We start from the raw sequence: 14,333 nt of genomic DNA on the forward strand, positions 1-14,333 counted from the left end.
CACGGGCCGGTCCGGCACGCCGTCGGCAGACGCTGACGAGGCTAGCGCCCGGCTGTGACGCAGGACACCCCCGTACTCTCGGGTCCATGCCGAGCCCCCTCCCGCCCCGCCTACCCGCTGCGCTCGCCGACGGGCTGCGCGCCGACCTCGCCGCCGGCTACACCCGCGGCGCCGTCGAGGACGCGCTGGGGCCGGTCGCCACCGCGGCTCTGCAGCGCGAGGAGCCGGTCGCCGCCCGCCGGGCCACGGACGGGGTGACCGAGGCCGCCGCCGTCCTCACCCGGCTCTTCCTCCTCGGCGAGCCGGTCACCCGGGCCGAGCTCGACACCGCGCTGCCGCGGACGACGACGGCGGGGGCCACCGCCGTCGGCCTCGTCACCGCGGCGGGGGAGGGCGATGACGACGAGGTGCGCGCCGCCGTCGACCTCCGTCCCTACGAGGCCAGCGACGCGGCCGGTGAGGCCCGGTGGTGGCTCGCCTCGGACCTCGGCGAGCTCGCGACGGGCCGCAGCCTCCACGCCGACCACGTCCTCGGGATCGGGGGCGCCTCCCTCACCCTGGCCCGCATCACCGTGCGCGACCACCGGCCGCGCGTGCTCGACCTCGGCACGGGCTGCGGCGTCCAGGCGCTCCACGCGTCGCGGCACGCCGAGCACGTCCTCGGTACGGACGTCTCTCGGCGTGCCCTGGACTTCGCCGCCTTCAACGCCGCGCTCGCCGGGACGCCCCTGGAGCTGCGCGAGGGTTCGCTGCTCGAGCCGGTCGGCGGGCAGCGCTTCGACCTCGTCGTGTCCAACCCGCCCTTCGTCATCACCCCGCCGGCCGCGCACGCCGCCGGCCTGCCCGTCATGGAGTACCGCGACGGCGCCCGGCCCGGTGACTCGCTCGTCGCCGACCTCGTCTCCGGGCTCGGCGGCCACCTGGCGCCGGGCGGGGTGGCGCAGCTGCTGGGCAACTGGGAGCACCACGCCGGGGAGGACTGGCGGGAGCGGGTGGGCGGCTGGCTGGAGGCCGCCGGCACCGACGGCTGGGTGGTCCAGCGCGAGGTGCAGGACCCGGCCGAGTACGCCCACACCTGGCTGCGCGACGGCGGGCTGCGGCCCGGTAGCGCGCTCTTCGACGCCGTACTGTCCGCGTGGCTGGACGACTTCGCAGCCCGCGGCGTGGAGGCCGTGGGCTTCGGCTACCTCGTCCTGCGCCGGCCCGCCGACGAGTCGCGTCCACGTTGGCGCCGCGTCGAGGAGCTGACGTCGCCGGTCCAGGGACCGCTCGGCGGGCACGTCGCGCACGTGCTCGCCGCCCAGGAGTGGCTCGCCGCGACCGACGACGCCGCGCTCGCGGCGCAGACCTTTCAGGTGGCCGAGGACGTCACCGAGGAGCGCCACCTGCGCCCGGGGGAGCCGGACCCGCGCGTCCTGCTGCTGCGCCAGGGCGGCGGATTCGGCCGCACGTACCGGCCCGGCACGCTTGTCGCCGGGGCCGTCGGCGCCTGCGACGGGGAGCTGACGCTCGGGCAGATCGTCGGGGGGCTCGCCGTCGTCCTCGACCAGCCGGCCGACGCCGTCGCCGCCGAGGTGCTGCCCGCCGTCCGCGAGCTCGTCCTCGACGGCCTCCTCGTCCCTGGGCCCTACTGACGAGCGCAGGCGAGAGCACCGAGCGCGGGCGGCGTATCGGGCGCGCTCGGTGGTCTCACGTGCGGTGGCGCGGCAGCGCCTCTCGCAGGGAGTACGTTCGCCGCATGGACCAGGCGCCGGGCCCGCACACGTTCCGGGCGGTCAACCTCCAGGGCTGGCGCGACCTCACCTTCCTCCACTGGTCCTACCCGCCGGAGGTCGTGCAGGCGCTCCTGCCGCAGGGGCTGACCGTCGAGACCGTCGACGGCCGGGCCTGGGTGGGGGTCCTCCCGTTCCGGATGCACGCCGTCCGGACGCCGGGCCTGCCACCGCTGCCCCACCTCTCCTCCTTCCCCGAGCTCAACTGCCGCACCTACGTGCGTCACGCCAACGGGACGAGCGGCGTCTGGTTCTTCTCCCTCGACGCCGCGCGGCTGTGGATCGTCGCGGCGGCGCGCGTCCTCGGGCTGCCGTACATGTGGTGCCGTGGCGACGTCGACGGCGAGGCGCCGGGCACGGTCCGCTACCGCAGCGACCGACTCGTGCCCTGGCGTGGCCCTGTCCGCCTGCGCGCCGAGATCGAGGTCGGCGCGCCCGTCGACACCGACGACCTCGCCCTGTTCCTCAGCGCACGGTGGTGGGCCTTCAGCCGGCGGGCCGGGCGGCTGTGGCAGGTTCCCGTGGCCCACCCGGACTGGCCGCTGCACGAGGCGCGCGCCGTCGTCGTCGACGTCGGGGACGTGCTGGGCGCGGCCGGTCTGCCCGCGCCGACGGGTGCTCCGCTCGTCCACTTCTCGCCCGGGGTGCGCACCCGTCTGGGGCTGCCCAGACCGAGCTGACACCGACGCCCGCCAGTCCCATCAGGTACCGTCACCCCGACACGCCCCCTGTGGACAGAAGGAAGGTAGGCGGTGACAGGTTCCCGCAAGCTCGTGATCGTCGAGTCGCCCGCGAAGGCGCGCACCATCGGCGGATATCTCGGGCCGGAGTTCGACGTCGAGGCCAGCGTCGGACACATCCGCGACCTGCCTCAGCCCTCCGAGCTGCCCGCCGAGATGAAGAAGGGCCCCTTCGGCAAGTTCGCCATCGACGTCGAGGGCGACTTCGAGCCGTACTACGTCGTCGACGCCGACAAGAAGAAGAAGGTCACCGAGCTCAAGCGCGCCCTCAAGGAGGCCGACGAGCTCTACCTCGCCACCGATGAGGACCGCGAGGGCGAGGCCATCGCCTGGCACCTCCTCGACGTCCTCAAGCCCAAGGTGCCGGTCAAGCGGATGGTCTTCCACGAGATCACCAAGGAGGCCATCACCCGGGCGCTGGAGAACACCCGCGAGCTCGACGAGCGTCTCGTCGACGCGCAGGAGGCCCGACGCATCCTCGACCGCCTCGTCGGCTACGAGGTCTCCCCGCTCCTGTGGCGCAAGGTCCGCCCGCGCATCTCCGCCGGGCGCGTGCAGTCCGTGGCCACCCGGATGGTCGTCGAGCGGGAGCGCGAGCGGATGGCTTTCCGCGCCGCCTCCTACTGGGACGTCAAGGGCACCTTCACCGGCGACGACGGCGGTGGCACCCGCCCCTTCGAGGCGCGTCTCGTCGCGCTCGACGGGCAGAAGGTCGCCACCGGCCGTGACTTCGGTGACGACGGCCAGCTGACCGCCGCGGCCCGCAAGAACCAGGTCGTCCACCTCGAGCAGGCCACCGCCACGGCGCTGGCCGAAGCGCTCGAGCAGGCGCCGGCGCGGGTCGCCTCGATGGAGACCAAGCCCTACACCCGTCGTCCCGCCGCGCCCTTCACCACCTCCACGCTGCAGCAGGAGGCCAGCCGCAAGCTGCGGATGAGCGCCCGGGAGGCCATGCGCACCGCGCAGGGCCTGTACGAGAACGGCTTCATCACCTACATGCGAACCGACTCCTCGGCGCTGTCGCAGCAGGCGATCGCCGCTGCCCGGGCCCAGGCCACCGAGCTGTACGGCGCGGAGTACGTGCCGGCCAAGCCCCGGTTCTACGCGCAGAAGTCCAAGGGCGCCCAGGAGGCGCACGAGGCCATCCGGCCCGCCGGTGACTCCTTCCGCACCCCCGCCCAGGTGGCCGGCCAGCTCACCGGTGCGCAGTTCAAGCTCTACGAGCTCATCTGGAAGCGGACCGTGGCCTCCCAGATGGCCGACGCCGCCGGCTCCACCGCCACCGTGCGGCTGCGCGCCGCCGCCGCCCTGGCCGACGGCACCCGCCAGGCCGAGCTCAGCGCCTCCGGCACCGTCATCACCTTCCGTGGCTTCCTCGCCGCCTACGAGGAGGGCCGCGACGCCGAGCGCTACGCCGAGGCCGCCGCGCAGGACAAGGAGACCCGCCTGCCGCAGCTGGCCGAGGGGGACCCGGTCGGCACCGAGTCCGTCCGCGCCGAGGGCCACGAGACAACCCCTCCGCCGCGCTACACCGAGGCGAGCCTCGTCAAGGTGATGGAGGAGCGCGGCATCGGCCGTCCCTCCACCTACGCGGCGACGATCTCCGTCATCACCGACCGCGGCTACGTCGAGCGCCGCGGCCAGGCTCTCGTGCCCACCTGGCTGGCGTTCTCCGTCGTCCGGCTGCTCGAGGAGTACCTCCCGCGGCTCGTCGACTACGACTTCACCGCCGCGATGGAGACCGACCTCGACCAGATCGCCGCCGGCCAGGAGAACCGTGTCGAGTGGCTCGCGCGTTTCTACCGCGGCGAGGGGGATCGCGAGGGACTGCGCACCCAGGTCGAGAACCTCGTCGACATCGACGCACGCGCCGTCAACAGCATCGACATCGGGGAGGGCATCACGCTGCGCGTGGGCCGCTACGGCCCCTACCTCGAGACGAGCGACGAGGAGGGCAAGCGCGCGTCCGTGCCCGACGACGTCGCCCCCGACGAGCTCACCGTCGACAAGGCCCGCGAGCTGCTGGCCGCCAGCGCGGAGGACGGCCGCGAGCTGGGGACCGATCCCGGGACCGGGCACCCGATCATCGCCAGGACCGGTCGCTACGGGCCCTACGTCACCGAGGTGCTCCCCGAGCCCGAGGAGGCCCCCGCCGCCGAGGGCGCGAAGAAGCCGGCGAGGAAGAAGGCCGCGCCCAAGCCGCGCACGGCGTCGCTGTTCAAGACGATGCAGCTGGAGACGGTGAACCTCGAGGACGCGCTGCGGCTGCTGTCCCTGCCGCGCATCGTGGGCACCGACCCGGAGTCCGGTGAGGAGATCACCGCGCAGAACGGCCGGTACGGCGCCTACCTCAAGAAGGGCACCGACTCCCGCACGCTGCCCGAGGGCGAGGACCAGATCTTCGAGATCACCCTCGAGGAGGCCCTGGAGCTGTACAAGCAGCCCAAGCGCGGCCGCGGGGCCACCGCCAAACCGCCGCTGCGCGAGCTCGGCGAGGACCCGGTCAGCGGCAAGCCCGTCGTCGTCAAGGACGGCCGCTTCGGCCCGTACGTCACCGACGGCACGACCAACGCGACGCTCCGCAAGGACGACGACGTCGAGACGGTCACGCCCGAGCGCGCCTACGAGCTCCTCGCCGAGAAGCGCGCCAAGGCCCCGGCCAAGAAGACGACCACGCGCAAGACGCCCACCCGCAAGCCCGCCGCCAAGAAGGCGCCGGCAAAGAAGAAGGCCTGAGTCATGGCGCCCGCCTCACAGCCGGTCATCAACCCGAAGCACATCGCCATCACAGCGACGGTGGCCGGCCTGGTGCTGGCCGTCGCCGTGCTCCTGTGGGTCTTCGAGATCGTGCCCTTCGGGGTGTTCATCGCCGTGCTCGCCGTGGTCGTGGTCTCTCAGGCGGGCGTCATCCTCGTCCTTGCTCGGAGCGGGCGGGAGCGCGCCAGCCGCGTCGACGGCCCGTCCGGCGGCACCTCGACCATCGGGCCCGACAGCCCGGCCGCCGGCTACGGCTACGACCCGATGGGCGACATCGGCCGCGACGGGCGCCGCTAATCTCGTGACATGACCTCGACGCTCGAGCTGACCTCCGCCCCCGACCCCCTCGACGCACCCCCGCTGCGCTGGGGCATCCTCGGCGCGGGCGGCATCGCCCGCACCTTCGCCCGCCAGGTGCCCGCGCACAGCAGCGGCCGGGTCGTCGCCGTCGGGTCCCGTGACGGCGCCCGCGCCGCGGCCTTCGCCGCCGAGCACGGCATCGACCGGTCCCACGGCGGCTACGGCGAGCTGCTCTCGGACGGTGACGTCGACGCCGTCTACGTCGCCACGCCGCACAGCGAGCACCGCGACCACGCGCTGCTCGCGATCGCCGCGGGCAAGCACGTCCTCGTCGAGAAGGCCTTCACCCGCAACGCCGCCGAGGCCCGCGAGGTCTTCGCGGCCGCCGAGGAGCGCGGTGTCTTCGTCATGGAGGCGATGTGGACGCGCTTCCTGCCGCACGTCGTCGCTATCCGCGAGCTCGTGCGCAGCGGCGCCATCGGGGAGGTCGTCGCCCTCCACGCCGACCACGGGCAGCGCCTGGACGGCGATCCTGCCGGCCGCCTGCTCAACCCTGCGCTCGCCGGCGGGGCGCTCCTCGACCTCGGCGTGTACCCGCTGTCCTTCGCCCATGACCTCCTCGGCACGCCGCAGACCGTCGTGGCCGCTGGCGCGCTCACCGAGACCGCTGTCGACGGCCAGGAGACCGTGCTCCTGCAGTACGCCGGCAAGACGCAGGCCGTGTGCTCCTCGACCCTCTGGGCCCGCACGCCCTGCCGGGCCACCATCAGCGGGACCGACGGCGTCATCGAGATCGAGGGCCCCTTCTACGGCGCGACGAGCTTCACCGTCACCCGCGGCGACGAGGAGGTCACCGTCCGCCCGCGCCACGAGGGCGGCTTCCAGTACGAGGCCGCCGAGGTGGCGCGCTGCGTCGCCGAGGGCCGCCGGCAGTCGGCGACGATGAGCTGGGACGAGACCCTCGCGGTCATGGCGACGATGGACGAGGTCCGCCGCCAGCTCGGCGTCGTCTACCCCGGGGAGTAGCCGTCGTTAGGCTGGGGCGGTGAGGACCCACGCAACGCCCCTGTTCATCGCCCTCGAGGGCGGGGACGGCTCGGGCAAGACCACCCAGGCCAGGTTGCTGCGGGAGTGGCTCGAGGGCCGCGACCGCGAGGTCGTCCTCACCCGGGAGCCCGGTGGCACGGACCTGGGCCGCACGCTGCGCCGCGAGGTCCTGCACGGCGAGGAGCTCGACCCGCGCACCGAGGCCCTCCTCTACGCCGCCGACCGCGCCCACCACGTCCACACGCTCGTGCGGCCCGCGCTGGCACGCGGCGCCGTCGTCGTCACCGACCGGTACATCGACTCCTCCGTCGCCTACCAGGGCGCCGGGCGCCGGCTCGGTCGCGAGGAGATCCGCGAGCTGTCGACGTGGGCCACCGGGGGGCTGCTGCCCGACCTCACCGTGGTCCTCGACCTCGACGCCGCCACGGCCGCCGCCCGTCGCTCGGGCGAGCCGGACCGCCTCGAGCGGGAGCCGCACGCCTTCCACGAGGAGGTGCGTGCCGGGTTCCTCGCGCTCGCCGGCGCCGAGCCGGCTCGCTACGCCGTCGTCGACGCCTCCCTGCCGCCGCAGGACGTCCACCGCGCCGTCGTCGCCGGCCTGAGCCCCCTGCTGGGGGCCGACCGATGAGCGTCTGGGACGACGTCGTCGGGCAGCGGGAGGCGGTCGAGACGCTGCGCTCGGCCGCCGAGGCGGCCCGCGGGATCGCCGCCGGGGGCGACTCGCGCGGGACGAGCATGACCCACGCCTGGCTCGTCACCGGTCCCCCCGGCTCGGGCCGCTCGGTCGCGGCCCGCGCTTTCGCCGCCGCTCTCGCCTGCACCGACCCTCACGAGGTGGGCTGCGGCCACTGCCACGGCTGCACGACCACCCTCGCCGGCACGCACGCCGACATCCAGGTGATCGCCACCGAGCGGGTGAGCTTCCGCATCGAGGACATGCGCCCGATCGTCTCCGACGCCCAGCAGGCCCCCTCCCAGGGGCGCTGGCGCGTCATGCTCATGGAGGACGCCGACCGGATGGTCGAGCGCACCTCCAACGTCCTGCTCAAGGCGATCGAGGAGCCGCCGCCGCGCACGGTGTGGCTGCTGTGCGCGCCGAGCCCCCAGGACCTCATCGCCACCATCCGCTCCCGCTGCCGCACCGTCTCCCTGCGCGTCCCGGCCGCGGAGGACGTCGCCGAGCTGCTCGTGCGCCGCGACGGCATCGACCCTCGGATCGCGCTCATGGCCGCCCGCGCCGCCCAGAGCCACGTCGGTGTGGCCCGGCGGCTGGCCACCGACCCGCAGGCCCGGGAGCGGCGCCGGGCCATCCTCACCGTGCCGAGCCGCATCCGCGGGGTCGGGGACGCCGTCCTCGCCGCCGCGGACCTCGTCGAGCTCGCCCAGGCCGAGGGCAAGGCCGCCACCGAGGAGCGCGACGCCATCGAGCGCGCCGAGCTGCTGCGGACACTGGGCGCCGAGGGCGAGACGCGGCTGCCGCCGGCCGTGCGGTCCCAGGTCAAGCGCCTGGAGGACAACCAGAAGAGCCGGGCCACCCGCGCCCAGCGCGACGTCCTGGACCGCGCCATGGTCGACCTCCTCTCGCTCTACCGCGACGTCCTCGTCGTCCAGCTCGGTGCCGACGTGCCGCTCGTCAACATGGACCTCGAGGCGGAGGTCCGCGCCCTGGCCGGGGACTCCACCGCCGAGCAGACGGTGCAGCGGATGGATGCCGTCGGCACCGCCCGGACCCGCCTCGCGGCGAACGTCGCCCCGCTCCTGGCGGTCGAGGCGATGATGGTCGAGCTCCGTCCGCAGGCGGGCGCAGCCCGCTTGTAGAGTGGCGCCGGTGAGCCGGATCCTGCGCGCGAGCCTCGCCCTCGTCACCGTGACCGCCCTCGTCGCCTGCAGTGCGAGTGAGGACCCCGACGACGCCGACGGCGCCGCCGCCGAGGAGTCCCGCGGTCCCCGGACCGAGGAGCCGATGCCCGAGGTTCCCGCAGGGCTCGAGGACATCTACGGGCAGTCCCTCTCCTGGGAGGAGTGCGGCAACGGCTTCGACTGCACCGACGTCACCGTGCCCCTCGACTGGGAGGAGCCCGACGCGGAGTCGATCACCCTCGCCGTCAAGCGTCGCGCCGCTGGTGACGAGGAGCCGGTCGGCTCGCTGCTCATCAACCCCGGTGGCCCCGGCGGCTCCGGGGTCCAGCTCGTCGAGGCGGCCCCGCTCATGTTCTCCGCCGACCTCGTCGACGGCTACGACGTCGTCGGTTTCGACCCACGCGGCGTGGGCGCCTCCACCCCGGTGGACTGCGTGAGCGACGCCGAGCTCGACAAGATCCGCGCGGAGGACTTCGACACGAGCACCGAGGACGGGCTGGCCGCGTTCGCCGCGGCCGCCGACGAGCTCGCCGCGGCCTGCGAGAAGAACAGCGGGGACCTGCTCGCCCACGTCGACACCATCAGTGCGGCCCGCGACCTGGACGTCCTGCGCCACGTGCTCGAGGAGCCCCGCCTCGACTACCTCGGCTACTCCTACGGCACCCACCTCGGCGCCGTGTACGCCGAGCTCTTCCCCGACAACGTCGGGCGGATGGTCCTCGACGGCGCGATGGACCCCTCGCTGGGCAGCGACGAGATCGTCCGGGGCCAGGCCGAGGGCTTCGAGCGGGCGATCCGCGCGTACGCCGAGGACTGCCTCGCCGGCGGCGGCTGCCCGCTCAGCGGGAACGTCGACACGGCCGTGGGGCAGGTCCAGGACCTCCTCGAGCTGGCGTCCCACACGCCGCTGGAGACGGGCACCGACCGCACGCTCACCGCCCCGCTCATGTTCTCCGGCATCATCATGCCGCTGTACGACGACGCGTACTGGATGCTGCTCACCTCCGCCCTCGACGCCGCGATGAACCAGCAGGACGGCTCACAGCTGCTCTTCCTCGCCGACCTCGCCGCCGAGCGCGAGGAGGACGGGACCTACCTGACGAACTCCAACGAGGCGAACATCGCGATCAACTGCATCGACTACCCCGTCGAGGGCGGGATCGAGGAGTGGCGCGAGCAGGCCGCGGCGCTGGAGACGATCTCCCCGACCTTCGGACCGGCTCTCGCCTACGGTGACGTCACCTGCGCCGCGTGGCCGCACGAGCCGCGTGTCGGACCGGCGGCGGTGACCGCGGCCGGCGCCGAGCCCATCGTCGTCATCGGCACGACCGGTGACCCGGCCACCCCGTACGCGTGGTCCGAGCAGCTTGCCGAGCAGCTGGAGTCCGGCGTGCTCGTCACCTACGAGGGCGAGGGGCACACGGCCTACGGCCGCGCCGGCGACTGCGTGACCGGCGCCGTCGACGGCTTCCTTCTCGAGGGCACCGTCCCCGAGGACGGCCTCGTCTGCTGATTTTTGTCCACGGGGCTCGCCCCGGTACAGTGGCCTGCGCTGCCCCGCGTGGGCCGCGCCGCCTTAGCTCAGTCGGCAGAGCGTCTCACTCGTAATGAGAAGGTCGTGGGTTCGATTCCCACAGGCGGCTCCGACAGAATCGGCGCTATCTCAATGAGAACTGGAGATGGCGCCGACCCCCGTTTCGGGCCAGGTAGGGCCATCGGTAGGGCCAAACGATCCTGGCGGCTGTCGCCAAGGGATAGGGCGCGGCCGTCACGTGTATAGCACCTTCGACGGTCCCTGGGTGTGTCACCGATGGACTCCTAGCGGACGGGAGCATGGTGGTGCCCATGGCGGGTCTCGATATGGACGCACCATTGCACCCTGGACGGCTTCGTGGGGCTGTAGTTGGCCAGGCTTGCAAGACTTCGCGCGCGATCTGCCACGGCGCCGCTACTGCGGTAGCGCGAAGTCGAGAGTATCGGCAACGGGGCGACGTTCGCGTGCTCGCCAGAGGAGGGCGGTGATAGTGGCGCGAGCGGTCCAGTTTGTTGGGTTGATGGCGTCGATCGCCGTGACGACCTCAAGCAACTGATCAGGATTGGCAACGACCTCGAGTGCACTGGCCGGGACGGACAGCCCTTCCGGGATGGCGAATACGCCGCTCTCGTCGGTCGTGGTCTTCACTCGACGTAGGTGGTCGCGAAAGGTCCGCGCTGGGCTGCTCTTCGGCCACGTCCGCGTAGCGTCTGGGAGCGCGTCGGCGAGAGTGACAGGGCGACCCGCCTTGCTAGGCGGCACTAGACGAGCAGCGCCGGAACTCGACCACAGTTGGCGCGCCTGAGCGGCGAGCTCCCCCACTTGGTTCTTGCCGCGGAGTTCGGCGAGGACCAGGCGGGCGGCTTGTTGGTTCTCGGGTTGTCCAGTCGATGCGCTTTGGAGAGCTCGGACGATCAGCGTGCGGGTCGCCGCGTTGAGGTCGGGCTGGTCGGCGAGCACTTCTCCGAGTCGTGACGCTCCTAGGTTGACGCCGTGCAGTGCTTCGAGGGCGTGAGCGACGAGGAGACGCACGTGTTTGGGATTGTTGGCCGCTACGCCGTCTTCGAGGATCGCTGTTGCTAGGCGGGGCCCGGTTGGGGCGAGGACGCTCAGTGTGTCGTCGGCGTCGATGTCCCGCATGCCTTGCAGCACGCCGTCGAAGAGGTGCGGCTGGTCGCGGTAGAGGGTCCCGACGGCGAGGAGCCACGTGTTGCGCCAGTGTGCGGAGTGGGCGATCGCGTTGAGGTTGGTTAGTGCGTTGGGGTCCGGACCGAACGTAAGGGCCTGGGCAGCCATGTACTCCTGGAGGCTGCGGAGATCGAAACCGACCTGATTCTTGCCGTTGGCTGCCAGGAGCACGAGACGGTCCCGTGCAGCGCGGGTCAGGTTCGTGACGAGTCTGTCCAGTTCCGGACCGAAGTGTTCCTGATCGACCAGTCGCTGTCGGATCACCTGGTGCAGTTCCTCGGCTGGCATGAGGGACTCAGACTCGAAGTCTGTCTCGGCGCGCTTCTGGAGGGTCAGGGCGACCGTGCGGTGGATCGCGTCGATGTCGAGGCGGTGGCTAGCCAGCACGTCAGACAGGAAGTTCTTCTTCTCGACCTCGCGATCGTAGATCACGTCGTAGTAGGCGGCGAATAGTGCTGCCCGGTCCTGCGGGGGTTTGCGGCGCTTCTCCAGAAGCAGCGACAGAATCATGACCTGCAGCGGTGTACGCATCAGCCGGCTGGTCACCTCGTTGTCGACGGCGGCGGTGATGCGCTCGATAACCTCACCCTTGGATGGGTCGGTGCCCATGCGGACGTTGGTCAGCCGTGTCGCGTAGGCGACCGCATCCTTTGCCGAGAGGTTGGCGAGGTGAATCTGCTGGAGGGATGGCGGCAGTTCGTTCGCGTATCCCTGTGGCCGCGTCGTGACCACCAGGACGAGATCTGCGTCGAGGGTCGCAGCGGTCTGGAGAAGATTGGTGACGGCCTGGGCAACAAGATCACGGGCGTGTGCGGCCGCGACCTCGTCGTATCCGTCGAGCACTAGCAGCCAAGGCCACGCCGCGAGCCAGTCGCGGGTGTTCTTGGCGGTGAACGCGGCACCGGTGGCGGCGTTAATCTTCATCGCGATGTACTCGACGAGCGGCGTATCGGGGCCTGCGGCGGTCGCGTACTCAGACAGGTCCACGCGGAACGGCCAGCGCCTGACAGTTGTGGAGGGCAGGCCTATCTCGGTAGCTCGAGTCAGGCTCGCTCCGACGACGCGGCGGACATCCTCGGACAGGGCCGGTCGGTCCTGCAGCAGTGCGGAACGATAGGTCTGCACGAGGATACGGCCGAGAGTTGTCTTGCCCTGTCCAGGCCCGCCCATGAGCAACACGTGCGGGGATGCGCCACCGGTGACCGATGGACGTTGGTTGCGGTTGCCCCTGGTGATCAGGTGCCGAAGCACACGGATGCGCGAGATCGGGTCGGACTCAGACTCCCCGTGTGCCGGCAGGTCGATCGCGACACCGGCGAGATCGATCCGGTCGTTCGCAAGGTGGCCGGCCTCCCCAAGCGCGAGCTTGCCGCGGTGGAGGAGCTCGGCGCGTGCGTGCTCCTCAAGCAGCGGGACAGCGTCGGCCAGCGCCACAGTTGGGTCCGTCATCGTGCCGCCAGCCAGGGCGGCGAGGACGTCGCCCACCGTCAGAAGCCCGTTGAAAGTCATGCGGACGTCTGCGTATGCGTCGAGCAACCGCTCCACCTTGGAGCGATCCCAGACGGCGCAGTCTCTAATCGGCCATTGGTTGGCCGGGTCCTTGGCGTGGTCGCGGATGAGTCGCTCCACTTCGTCGATCCCCCCACCGATCTGGCCTGAGAGGGCGACGTTGGTGATGACGACGTAGTAGTCGGGTCTCTGCCCTTTGCGTTTCAGTTCCACCTTTCCGTTCCGGGTTACCGTGTCGCTCCACTTAGCGAGTTCGCGCCGAACCTGAGCGAGTAGCCAGGTCTTGCTTGCCTGGGTGTTCAGGGGCCTCTCGTGGTGCTTGGCCTGAAAAACGTGGTACCCGTCCCAGTGGTCGTGCCCGACGGGGCGCTCCGGCGACGTCGGTCCCGAAGGGCCGTCGTAGGTGGCGTCGCGGCCGTCATCCTTCCCAGTGCCGAGAACCTTCACCGTGGGCCCATAGGAGCGAAGGATGAGGGCCTGCGCCAGGCGCTCAAACTCGTGTGGTCCTAGATTCTCAAGGCTGTAGGGCACGAGTCACATACTGCCCTCCCGACGCTCGATCAGGCTCATAACGCACTGGAGAGCATGCGGTCACGGCGTCGCTGATGCGCGTCGTCGCAGGTCAGCGGGCCTATCTATACGTCACCAGATGGCTCAACGGAGGTCCCAGGGTCTACCTTGCAGCATGGCCATCGAGGACGGGATCGACCTGCTCGATCAACAGGCTGAGGCTACGTTCCCAGGCTGGCGGCCGATGCTGCGCGGCTTGCGAATGGCACTGGCTGAGCCGCCCGACACCTTGGTCTGGGATCCCCTCTCCGCACGTCCGCGCTTCGCGCGACGGATCGAGAAGATGTACCTCCTCGAACTCGCCGGAGAGGTGCTCAGCACGACATGTGAACGGTGCGGCGCTCTGGGGTCGCGCATGGCCGTGGGAGACGCGCTTGCCATCCGCTGCGCCGCGCACTGCGACAGGCATCCGGATCTCCCGGGCGTCTGGGAGGCGCTCGAGGGCGAGGAATGGGTCATCACCCGAGAAGGCGACGTGGTCCGAGTCGCGGATCTGAGTGCCACTGACCGGCGCGAACTCGCGGAGTGGCTCGTCGAGTCAGCCCACGATCTCGCGACAGAAGCGCTAGGCCGAGCGCTGGTCGCGGCCCACCACGCTGGGACGGCACGAGATGTCAAGGCCGCGCTGCGGGCGATTCCGTCCCACGATCCCGACAGGGCACGGAAGCACGTGGAGCGCTCCCTGCTCTACCAGGCCCTCACCCAGACATCGGAAGAGGACGCATCGTGACCGACGCCGAAGATCTCATCGGCAGACCGGGGGAGCTTCATATTGGCATCTTCGCTCAGGACCAAGTGTGGGTGGACGTCCGCGGCGTTCCGCACGCTCTGGAGGAGATGACCCTGCAGTACCGGGCGAACGTGATCCGCCATTTGCGTGAACACGCTGCTCAGTACCGGAGGGCCGTGGCGTCGGGCGATGCCATCGACGGTCAAGCCCTGGGGAGTGGTGTATCGGTCCTCGAGATCGGGGGGTTGGATCAGGCGCTGATGGCGCCGATGGGTTCGGTGGTGGTCACCTCCTCGGGGCTGGTCTCGGCGACAAGGGCCAGTCGA

Annotated in this window: 11 protein-coding genes and 1 tRNA gene; 11 read left to right on the top strand and 1 reads right to left on the bottom strand. The window is 71.4% G+C overall.

The window, feature by feature from the left end; translation table 11 throughout:
• Positions 1 to 86 precede the first annotated feature (86 nt).
• The 9 genes from M3148_RS16375 (at position 87) to M3148_RS16415 (ending at position 10,119) form a co-directional block, all read left to right on the top strand.
• The gene (locus M3148_RS16375) at positions 87 to 1,634 is read left to right on the top strand and encodes a DUF7059 domain-containing protein (RefSeq protein ID WP_251305803.1); all 1,548 of its coding nucleotides are present in this window, start codon (positions 87 to 89) and stop codon (positions 1,632 to 1,634) included.
• Between the two features lie 104 nt (positions 1,635 to 1,738).
• A complete protein-coding gene (locus M3148_RS16380; RefSeq protein ID WP_251305804.1) occupies positions 1,739 to 2,452 on the top strand; it encodes a YqjF family protein in 714 nt (237 codons plus the stop codon).
• Positions 2,453 to 2,524: 72 nt separating this feature from the next.
• Positions 2,525 to 5,248 carry a type I DNA topoisomerase gene (topA, locus tag M3148_RS16385; RefSeq protein WP_251305805.1) on the top strand — a complete coding sequence of 908 codons (2,724 nt, stop codon included), beginning with the start codon at positions 2,525 to 2,527 and terminating at the stop codon, positions 5,246 to 5,248.
• 3 nt (positions 5,249 to 5,251) lie between these two features.
• On the top strand, positions 5,252 to 5,566 hold the full coding sequence (locus M3148_RS16390; RefSeq protein ID WP_251305806.1) for a hypothetical protein: 315 nt from the start codon (positions 5,252 to 5,254) through the stop codon (positions 5,564 to 5,566).
• 9 nt (positions 5,567 to 5,575) lie between these two features.
• Positions 5,576 to 6,595, top strand: a complete 1,020-nt coding sequence (locus tag M3148_RS16395) for a Gfo/Idh/MocA family protein (protein WP_251305807.1) — start codon at positions 5,576 to 5,578, stop codon at positions 6,593 to 6,595.
• 19 nt (positions 6,596 to 6,614) lie between these two features.
• Positions 6,615 to 7,244, top strand: a complete 630-nt coding sequence (gene tmk, locus M3148_RS16400; RefSeq protein WP_251305808.1) for a dTMP kinase — start codon at positions 6,615 to 6,617, stop codon at positions 7,242 to 7,244.
• Positions 7,241 to 8,434 (top strand): DNA polymerase III subunit delta', encoded by a 1,194-nt coding sequence (locus M3148_RS16405; RefSeq protein ID WP_251305809.1) that lies wholly within the window; start codon positions 7,241 to 7,243, stop codon positions 8,432 to 8,434. The genes tmk and M3148_RS16405 overlap by 4 nt, the downstream gene beginning before the upstream one ends.
• 10 nt (positions 8,435 to 8,444) lie before the next feature.
• Positions 8,445 to 9,989 carry an alpha/beta hydrolase gene (locus M3148_RS16410; protein WP_251305810.1) on the top strand — a complete coding sequence of 515 codons (1,545 nt, stop codon included), beginning with the start codon at positions 8,445 to 8,447 and terminating at the stop codon, positions 9,987 to 9,989.
• A gap of 57 nt (positions 9,990 to 10,046) precedes the next feature.
• Positions 10,047 to 10,119, top strand: a tRNA-Thr gene (locus tag M3148_RS16415).
• A gap of 305 nt (positions 10,120 to 10,424) precedes the next feature.
• On the opposite strand, the gene M3148_RS16420 is transcribed toward M3148_RS16415, so the two are convergent.
• A complete protein-coding gene (locus tag M3148_RS16420; RefSeq protein WP_251305811.1) occupies positions 10,425 to 13,154 on the bottom strand; it encodes an NACHT domain-containing protein in 2,730 nt (909 codons plus the stop codon).
• A gap of 238 nt (positions 13,155 to 13,392) precedes the next feature.
• Between M3148_RS16420 and M3148_RS16425 the strand changes: the two genes are divergently transcribed.
• A complete protein-coding gene (locus M3148_RS16425) occupies positions 13,393 to 14,007 on the top strand; it encodes a hypothetical protein (protein ID WP_251305812.1) in 615 nt (204 codons plus the stop codon).
• Positions 14,004 to 14,333: hypothetical protein (locus M3148_RS16430; RefSeq protein WP_251305813.1), on the top strand; the 330-nt coding region annotated here is incomplete at its 3' end. The genes M3148_RS16425 and M3148_RS16430, both read left to right, overlap by 4 nt.

Origin of the sequence: Georgenia satyanarayanai (genome assembly GCF_023715365.1) — a bacterium.
Taxonomy (GTDB): Bacteria; Actinomycetota; Actinomycetes; order Actinomycetales; family Actinomycetaceae; genus Oceanitalea; species Oceanitalea satyanarayanai_B.

Excerpts from the sequence above, each read along its gene's own strand:
- M3148_RS16390 (WP_251305806.1), top strand. The coding sequence starts at position 5,252 with ATGGCGCCCGCCTCACAGCCGGTCATCAACCCGAAGCACATCGCCATC.
- M3148_RS16380 (WP_251305804.1), top strand. The coding sequence starts at position 1,739 with ATGGACCAGGCGCCGGGCCCGCACACGTTCCGGGCGGTCAACCTCCAG.
- M3148_RS16425 (WP_251305812.1), top strand. The coding sequence starts at position 13,393 with ATGGCCATCGAGGACGGGATCGACCTGCTCGATCAACAGGCTGAGGCT.
- M3148_RS16405 (WP_251305809.1), top strand. The coding sequence starts at position 7,241 with ATGAGCGTCTGGGACGACGTCGTCGGGCAGCGGGAGGCGGTCGAGACG.
- M3148_RS16375 (WP_251305803.1), top strand. The coding sequence starts at position 87 with ATGCCGAGCCCCCTCCCGCCCCGCCTACCCGCTGCGCTCGCCGACGGG.
- M3148_RS16395 (WP_251305807.1), top strand. The coding sequence starts at position 5,576 with ATGACCTCGACGCTCGAGCTGACCTCCGCCCCCGACCCCCTCGACGCA.